Annotated in this window: 14 protein-coding genes and 1 pseudogene; 10 read left to right on the top strand and 5 right to left on the bottom strand. The window is 55.6% G+C overall.

What is annotated here, in order from left to right; genetic code table 11:
• Nucleotides 1-295: 295 nt before the first annotated feature.
• The 4 genes from GOB86_RS14150 to GOB86_RS14135 all read left to right on the top strand — a co-directional run bounded on the left by GOB86_RS14150 (nt 296) and on the right by GOB86_RS14135 (nt 2,271).
• A complete protein-coding gene (locus tag GOB86_RS14150) occupies nt 296-616 on the top strand; it encodes a WGR domain-containing protein (RefSeq protein ID WP_194301208.1) in 321 nt (106 codons plus the stop codon).
• On the top strand, nt 613-1,248 hold the full coding sequence (locus GOB86_RS14145; RefSeq protein WP_165993237.1) for a tyrosine-type recombinase/integrase: 636 nt from the start codon (nt 613-615) through the stop codon (nt 1,246-1,248). Before GOB86_RS14150 ends, GOB86_RS14145 begins: the two co-directional genes overlap by 4 nt.
• An 82-nt stretch (nt 1,249-1,330) precedes the next feature.
• Nucleotides 1,331-1,984 carry a ParA family partition ATPase gene (gene parA, locus GOB86_RS14140; protein WP_082086140.1) on the top strand — a complete coding sequence of 218 codons (654 nt, stop codon included), beginning with the start codon at nt 1,331-1,333 and terminating at the stop codon, nt 1,982-1,984.
• Nucleotides 1,981-2,271, top strand: coding sequence for a ribbon-helix-helix domain-containing protein (locus tag GOB86_RS14135; RefSeq protein ID WP_110560826.1), 291 nt, complete (start codon nt 1,981-1,983; stop codon nt 2,269-2,271). The genes parA and GOB86_RS14135 overlap by 4 nt, the downstream gene beginning before the upstream one ends.
• Nucleotides 2,272-2,332: 61 nt before the next feature.
• On the opposite strand, the gene GOB86_RS14130 is transcribed toward GOB86_RS14135, so the two are convergent.
• Entirely contained in the window at nt 2,333-3,433 is a 1,101-nt protein-coding gene (locus GOB86_RS14130) for a replication initiator protein A (protein ID WP_165993235.1), read from the bottom strand.
• 678 nt (nt 3,434-4,111) lie between these two features.
• Here GOB86_RS14130 and GOB86_RS16215 point away from each other — a divergent pair.
• From GOB86_RS16215 to GOB86_RS14100, 6 genes are all read left to right on the top strand, one after another.
• Nucleotides 4,112-4,543, top strand: a complete 432-nt coding sequence (locus GOB86_RS16215; RefSeq protein ID WP_242012699.1) for an AbrB/MazE/SpoVT family DNA-binding domain-containing protein — start codon at nt 4,112-4,114, stop codon at nt 4,541-4,543.
• Nucleotides 4,540-4,935: a type II toxin-antitoxin system death-on-curing family toxin gene (locus GOB86_RS14120; RefSeq protein ID WP_010665988.1), complete on the top strand. Its 396-nt coding sequence runs from the start codon at nt 4,540-4,542 to the stop codon at nt 4,933-4,935. Before GOB86_RS16215 ends, GOB86_RS14120 begins: the two co-directional genes overlap by 4 nt.
• Before the next feature lie 128 nt (nt 4,936-5,063).
• Nucleotides 5,064-5,309, top strand: coding sequence for a type II toxin-antitoxin system Phd/YefM family antitoxin (locus GOB86_RS14115; protein ID WP_006560453.1), 246 nt, complete (start codon nt 5,064-5,066; stop codon nt 5,307-5,309).
• A complete protein-coding gene (locus tag GOB86_RS14110; protein ID WP_012813382.1) occupies nt 5,306-5,692 on the top strand; it encodes a type II toxin-antitoxin system VapC family toxin in 387 nt (128 codons plus the stop codon). Before GOB86_RS14115 ends, GOB86_RS14110 begins: the two co-directional genes overlap by 4 nt.
• Nucleotides 5,693-5,728: 36 nt before the next feature.
• Nucleotides 5,729-5,905 (top strand): CopG family antitoxin, encoded by a 177-nt coding sequence (locus tag GOB86_RS14105; RefSeq protein ID WP_018308598.1) that lies wholly within the window; start codon nt 5,729-5,731, stop codon nt 5,903-5,905.
• Between the two features lie 84 nt (nt 5,906-5,989).
• A complete protein-coding gene (locus GOB86_RS14100) occupies nt 5,990-6,244 on the top strand; it encodes a hypothetical protein (RefSeq protein WP_062499499.1) in 255 nt (84 codons plus the stop codon).
• Between the two features lie 95 nt (nt 6,245-6,339).
• Here the strand turns inward: GOB86_RS14100 and GOB86_RS14095 are convergent, their stop codons facing one another.
• The 4 genes and pseudogenes from GOB86_RS14095 to GOB86_RS16210 all read right to left on the bottom strand — a co-directional run.
• Nucleotides 6,340-6,510, bottom strand: a complete 171-nt coding sequence (locus tag GOB86_RS14095; RefSeq protein WP_162531351.1) for a hypothetical protein — start codon at nt 6,508-6,510, stop codon at nt 6,340-6,342.
• A 2-nt stretch (nt 6,511-6,512) separates the two neighbouring features.
• A complete protein-coding gene (locus GOB86_RS14090; protein ID WP_238706716.1) occupies nt 6,513-6,740 on the bottom strand; it encodes a hypothetical protein in 228 nt (75 codons plus the stop codon).
• 209 nt (nt 6,741-6,949) lie between these two features.
• Nucleotides 6,950-7,216, bottom strand: a complete 267-nt coding sequence (locus GOB86_RS14085) for a conjugal transfer protein TraD (protein WP_062499475.1) — start codon at nt 7,214-7,216, stop codon at nt 6,950-6,952.
• A 64-nt stretch (nt 7,217-7,280) separates the two neighbouring features.
• A pseudogene (locus GOB86_RS16210) lies at nt 7,281-7,376 on the bottom strand (conjugal transfer protein TraD); the annotation flags it as partial.

Raw genomic sequence — 7,376 nt, 5'->3', positions numbered from 1 at the left:
CAATCACTCCAAAAACCCCCCAGAAAATGATGCCGGGGAGTGTGAAGGCATGGGTCAAATCTCGATGAAAATTTCCGCCCTACCCGGGTCAGTTCTCAGTGAAAATCAACATCAGGCTCTCAATCAACGCAGAAGAAATAGAATCATACAGAAGACCTCAAAACCAGGGGGTTTTTAGAACCCTCCAGGTGTACGGGCTACCTGTTACACTATGGGTAATAGTGTAACAGGCCGGGCCTGAAACCGGCCGGCCTGTCCCGTATCAGCGGCGGTTTTCCTGTCCTGGGCGGGTGACATGTGTTACACTTTTCACGACATCATGCCCAGATCTGCCCCGAAGGCCCCTGTCCGGCCGCCTTGCCAGCTGTCGCTGTTTCCCGAAACGGCGACGCTGGTGCGCGTGGACCCAGCCGCCAACTGCTGGCGGTTCTACCATCTGTCGCTGCAGCCCGACCTGTTTGGCGGTACCGCCTTGGTGCGGCAGTGGGGGCGGATCGGGACGGCCGGCCGGCAGGTCTGCGAACTGCATCATGATGCCGGGCAGGCGCTCGACGCTCTCGCCCGCCAGCTCCGGGCCAAGCGCCGGCGGGGCTACCGCGACAGGGCGGCCGGATGAGCGGCCCCCGAAAACCGGGACAGCGGGCGACCCCGGCAGGCGCCCCCGGCGGAATGCAGCTGTTCGACCGCGACGGGAGCCGCAAATACCTCACGGTCGCCGAGCGGGCGCGGTTCCTGCGCGCGGCCGAGCAGGCGCCGCGCGAGGCCCGCACGCTGTGCATGACCCTGGCCTGGTCGGGCTGCCGCCTGTCCGAGGCCCTCGCCCTGACGGCGGACCGGGTGGACCTCGCCGGCGGCGTACTGGTGTTCGCCACGCTCAAGAAACGCCAGGACGGGATCTATCGCGCCGTGCCGGTGCCCCCCTCCCTGCTCGAGGCCCTGGACCTGGTGCATGGCATCCGCGAGGCCCAGCGCCGGCGGGGCCGTGGAGCAGCCGCCCGGCTGTGGCCCTGGTCCCGCATGACCGGTTGGCGGGCGGTGCATGCGGTCATGGCCGCCGCCGGCCTGTCCGGCCCGGCCGCGTCCCCCAAGGGCCTGCGCCATGCCTTCGGCGTCGCCGCCGTCTCCAGCGGCATCCCCCTCAACATGGTGCAGAAATGGCTCGGTCACGCCCAGCTCTCCACCACCGCCATCTACGCCGATGCCGTCGGCGCCGAGGAGCAGGATATCGCACGGAAAATGTGGGAGTGATTTTCTGTCATTCTCTCTTGTAGATAGAGCAGATTTTCACGTATGACCACATGCAAACATGAGGTCATGTAAGGACGTTCACATGCCAACAATAGCGATTATCAGCCAGAAGGGTGGGGCGGGAAAAACCACTCTGGCCTTGCATCTGGCTGCTGCGGCTGAGGATGCTGGCCATACAGCATTGGTGATTGATGTGGACCCACAGGCGACGGCGAGCCAATGGGCCGCATGGCGTAAGGATGCTCCGCCGGTTGTAATTGACAGTGCTCCGCCTCGTCTCGCGGCTAAGATCGGACAGGCAATGAGTCAGGGTGCTGAGTTCATCGTGATTGATACTCCGCCTCACGCTGATAGTGCGGCTAGTGCTGCCGTTGAAGTCGCCGATTTGGTATTAATTCCATGTCGGCCGAGTGCGTTCGATCTGGCAGCAATCAAAACGACTGCCAGCCTTATAAAAATGCGTGGCAAACCAGCCTTCGTCGTTTTTACAGCGGGAAGTCCGACTGCTCCACGTATGTATGAGGAGGCCACACAACTCGTACAAAGTTACGGACTGAACGCATGTCCACATATTATCGCTGATCGTGCAGTTTTCCGTCATGCTGCGGCGGAAGGGAAAACTGCAATGGAAGTAGAGCCTAAAGGCAAGGCGTCTGATGAGGTAAGGCTGCTTTACAAGTGGACATGCAAGCATGTAAACATGCAATCATCAAGGAAGCGGAGAGCTAGTGCATGAGCCGGAAAGGGTCTCTACTGTCGTTGCGGGATCGTGATTCCGTAATATCGCCGGTTGCAGTTGCATCAGAAAGCAAGGTTGCTGCTACCAATATTGTTGGTACAGCCAGCAAGCAGGTTGCGCCGAGCCGTCAGGGCAAGAAAGCCATGACCGGCTATTTTAGTCCGGAAATGTCATTTGCTATGCACATGACCGCCAGAAAGCATGGGATGAGTTTACAGGATGCGATGGCCGACGCGTTTAACGACTGGCTACGCAAGATGGGAGAAAGTCCTGTGGGCAAGTAGGCATGTTTACGTGCGGTCATGTTTGCATGTAAGCATGCACACTTGCTGGCGTATGCCGGAATCAGCGTATTGGGTTGCGTTCGTGCCGTTTTTTACAAAAGCCAATAAAGGCTCCGGCAGGGCTTTTAAGCTCTGGTTTTCCCATGTCGTGCCACCATGAAACCCATTCGTCATGGAGAGCATAGATGTCATATCCTGGCGCAACGGTTTTAGCGTCATGCATGGTTTCGGGGTCGATGTAGGGAGCATCCCTCATAGGGGCGATAACATCGATCTTTGTTTTAAGGCTCAAACGGTTGCGAAATAGAATGATGTCATCGGCCATTGTGATGGCATAGTCAGGAAAATGAGCATGACTGGTGTCATGCGCACAAACTTTCTTAACCAAGGATCGAAAGACGCGAAGCGGGCTATTTGAGCCACATTTTTTTTGCAGCAACTCTAATCCGATCTTCCATTCATCTTTCATACCGCAGTGTTTGCGGGCTAGTTCGTACATGCGTCGTTCGAACGGTTTACGAAGTCGGAAATAGTCTCGGTGAAGTGTGAGGACATTCTTGCTGATGACTGAACGATAGACCCAATCTGACAGAGTGATTTCAAGATCAAGCATTCGGCCGTCAAACGTCTTACGGGTGATTCTAGCTTCTTCGATCAAACCGAAAATTCGAGTTTCTTCAATGCCGCCTGTTTGAATGTTGGTTCGCACGGTTGTTCCGCGCAAGCGTGTCAACGCGTCGGTCAGTAGCCTATAGCCTGCTCCGCTGGTTTGACGATTGGTAGCGACCAGCATGTCATAGGCTTGAAGGCGGAGTGTTCGGCCTGGTTGTTCGCCGTGATTCATTTTCGCAACGAGCTGAGAGATGCAGTAGATTAGGATATCCTTGTCATGGATCGTTGCCAGCCCTTTGCCAGACGGGATGACCTCTATGATATTTCCATTGTGTTCATAGCGTCGCATCCGGTTGTCTGGCTTGGTCGAGAGCGAAAAAACTGGATGTTCCATTGACGCCATATCATCTTTGGGAATGGCATCGAGCACGTCACAAATGAATAGATCCTGATTTGGATGGCGGACTGGAAGGAGGGGCGTGCGATCATCACCTTCCACAGCCAGAGAAGGCGCAATGTCGAACAAGGAAGGAGAAGATTCTATCGTCATTTCAATTACAGATAGCTACTATCGTCACTTCACATACGCAAGCCAATTATCGTCATTTTAGATTCAGGCTGAGCTTATCGTCATTTCAATTACGCATACTTGCTATCGTCATATTAGATTCAGTTTATCGTCATAGTGGATTCAGTTTATCGTCATAGTGGATTCACAGGACGATAGAATCTCTCGATAAAACCGTTATTATTCAGTATGTTATTTGAACTATAAAAATCCGTAACACCATTTAAACACCTACTTAAACACTCCAAGCCTGTGGATAACTTTTCATTCTCTGTAATTTTCAGCCAAATTAAACCCAAGCACCGCCTCTTGGGGACTCCGCCCCCGCCGGCTCGCGGCCTACGGCCGCCCCAATCGCGCATAGCGCGATCTCCCCCCCGGTATCCCCCTGCTCGGCCCTTTGGGCCTGCACTGAACGGACACGCCTACGGCACAAAATCATGATCTGACGATGCGGAAACGCATCGTCTCTCCACCAGAGCACCTTTCTCATCCACATTGGCGCCTTCGACGCCCTACGGGGCTCTCCCGTTCAGCGCTCACCCAACGCCTGCAACATCAGAAGAACCGGGCAAAACCATAAACTGCTCAAGACACATCGGAGTTCAGGCGATCATTCAGCAGCTCACGTGTCGCAACATGCCCGCTAGACGCCATAGGATGGCCGTACAGGCGTTATCAGATGTGGTGGCTGTTTGGGTGTCTGTAACGGGTGTTGTGGCCTGTGCGGCCATCCATAGTGCCCTGCGGGGCTTGATAGGCTGGCCATTGCCTATTCGCCTGAGCACGTCAGAAAAATGCATGATGGTTGCTGAAACCGCAAAAAGTTATTACATTAGTAATAACTTTGGGGTGGGATTCACTATGGTCGAGCTGAAAGTGCGAAAATTCGGAAACTCACTTGGGGTGGTGCTGCCTAGGGAAGTGATCTCACGGCTGAACACCCAGGACGGCGCGCCCCTGTATCTGATCGAAGCACCAGACGGCGGATATCGGCTCGTGCCCTATGATCCTGACTTCGAAACCAAAATGACAAAGGCTGAGGATATTATGCGGCGTTACCGTGATACGCTGCATGTGCTGGCCCAATGACAGCGTTCGTCTGGATAGACGAACGGGATACCCTGATCCTGCATGACCGGCTGTTGGGGGTACATGGCGGCGCTTCCGGCGTACGGGATGCCGGTCTTCTGAAATCCGCGCTTGCCCGGCCACAGCAGCATGCGGCTTATGCGGATCCGCTGGATCCAGTGCATCTGGCGGCCGTCTATACGGCGGGTATCGTCAAAAACCATCCTTTCATCGATGGGAACAAGCGTACGGGCTTTGTGCTCGGTGTGCTGTTTTTGGAACTGAACGGCTATCGTTTCACGGCAGCCCAGGAAGATGCAGCAAATGCGGTTCTCGCGCTGGCAGCAGGTCAGATGGACGAACTGGGCTATGCGGCATTCCTGACCGCCAATGTCGCATCCGAAAGGGTATGACGGTAAACGAGGAACGCGATGAGTGTGCTTTTTTCGTTTCCTGAGGTGGTTCTGGCGACATTTGTCTTGATGGACCAGACTAATATGACTAAGTCGTTTTTTTTGAGTAAACTCAGGAGGCTTTCGCCATGCGCACGGTCAACATCCACGAAGCCAAGACCCATCTGTCCCGGCTGATTGACGCGGCCATGAAAGGGGAAAGCTTCATCATTGCCAAAGCCGGCCGGCCGATGGTGCGGGTCAGCCCGATTACGGCTCCTGAAGAGTTACAGCAACGGCGTCTGGGGTTTCTTGCTGGAAAAATCCGGGTGCCCGAAGATTTTGATCGCATGGGACAGGACGATATTGTGTCTCTGTTCGACGGTCCGGCATGAGGCTTCTTCTGGATACCCATCTGCTGCTCTGGGCAGCCGGAGAGCCAGATAAGCTGTCAGCACGGGCGAGAACCCTGATGGAAGATCCGGGCAATGATCTGGTCTTCAGTGCGGCCAGTCTCTGGGAGATCACCATTAAGACCGGGCTGGGACGGGCAGACTTCCAGGTCGATCCTCATCTGCTGCGACGCGGTCTGATCGAAAACGGTTATGAGGAGTTACCGATCACCAGCCAGCACGCCTTGGCAGTCGGACAACTGCCAGATGTGCATCGGGATCCCTTTGATCGGATCCTTGTGGCACAGGCCACGGTGGAAGGATTGCTTCTGCTGACCCATGATCCGCTGGTAAAGGCTTATCCAGGCCCGATCGAAGCAGTCTGAAGGAGATCGACCAGTATGAGCTACAAAAATAGGTCCATGCCCTCGCTGCACAGTGACGAAGCGGCCGAGGATTTCGTCGCGACCGTCGATCTGACCCGGTATGACCTGTCCGGTTTCAAGCCCATGCGCTTTGAGATCGAACCCAAGGCGGCTGCCCTCAACATGCGCCTGCCGGCGTCCCTGCTGGAGACCGATGTCGCACAGACGCGGTAAAGTATATTCCGACCAGAACAGAGGAGATCGGGCGATGTAGGTACGCTCGGAAATCACTCCGCGCGTCATGGAGGGGAAGCTCCCATGTCTCGCACCTATCATCACATCCGAAAATACGGTCGCAATCATCGCTGGGCCAACCAGCCGGATCGCTGTGGCTATGGAGGCTCACGTGAAGCCTCTGAATCTCCCAACTGGTACAGTCATCTGCACGATATCCGTCCTGGCCGTCATCATGACAGGCATGTTGCCCGCCTGATCATCAAGGGCGACCTCGATCCTGTCGAGGCGGTCTTTCCGTATACCGGCACCCGGCGACCCCACGAATATTACTGGTAATCTTCAGCGCGGGAATGAGGGATCGTTCCCGCGTTCCACGAGGCCATCAGGGACGTGGATTTCGGGGGGGATCGTTCACGACACCAACACCCTCATCAATCCGTGGGGCGAGGCGTAGGGAGGGTGTCAATGGCCGCCTGAATCCGGGCCAGATCGGCGTCCAGAAGAGCAAGAACCTGATCGGCCGGGACAGTGGGTTTCGTGCTGTTGCGTGCCTTGCGGATTGCATCCCTTTTGGCAGCCCGTTCGTCGGAAAGGTCCGTCATGGTCATGTCTTCATCGCCTCGTGTTTCGTGGCAGCGACAGGGGCAGAAATCCGCCATGCGTAATCACAGACATTATCCAGCAATTCTGCTCGTTGTGTCTGACTGTAAGCCATAACGAAATCAGCGACAATTTTTTCTGGCACACCTTCCCGAAGAAGGTTGGCAGCCGTTTCCGCTATTTCCAGATTGACCGCCTCATTGAGCAAGACTAGAGCGTCCGTATCGGTCATACGCTTTGCTGCCTGTGAAACAAACCGGGCATTCAGATTCCACATCCATTGATGGCGATTGATCTTATCAGAAAACCATTCTGGAGAATGGGTATTCCGGAGCCATTAGGTATCCTCTTGAAGTGTCTGTGATGGTCAGTTTCCAGGCCGTCAAATTGTTCTGTGGCCGAGATTACAGTCTGTCCGTTTTGGATGATCGTGTCTCGTGGTCAGTCATGGTCACGTCTGCCTGTTGTCCTGTCATGTTCCCGGTCCCTGTCGAAGGCATGAAGCCCCGCGCGCCTCCAGCGTGTTTTCAGGTCGCCTGAAGTGGTATTCCTGCCTTCTCGAAGCTGCCCCGCAATGTCTAGGAAGGCCCCGAGCAGGGTGGCGCGGTCATCATCGGTCAGATCAACCAGTCCCGCCTTCTGGACCAGTCCACCCAGTTCGATCAGGTGATGGGTGCGTTCCCGTCGCGCCTTCGCCCAGTCGCGCATGTCGGTGCGTGCCTTTCGTGCCTGATGGCGATGGATCAGAGCCTCCTGTTTCCTGATCCGTCTTTCAAGCGCCAGAAGCTCCGCTCTGATCGTTTCCGGTTCCTTTCCGGTTGCCCTTTTTCCCGCCTGTCTGAAAGAACGCCGTCCCCCGTTCGGTCCA

It is taken from the genome of Acetobacter lambici, from assembly GCF_011516885.1.
In the GTDB taxonomy this organism is placed as follows: domain Bacteria; phylum Pseudomonadota; class Alphaproteobacteria; order Acetobacterales; family Acetobacteraceae; genus Acetobacter; species Acetobacter lambici.
The sequence above is the reverse complement of the archived record's forward strand: the minus strand, read 5'-3'. Positions and strand labels throughout refer to the sequence as shown.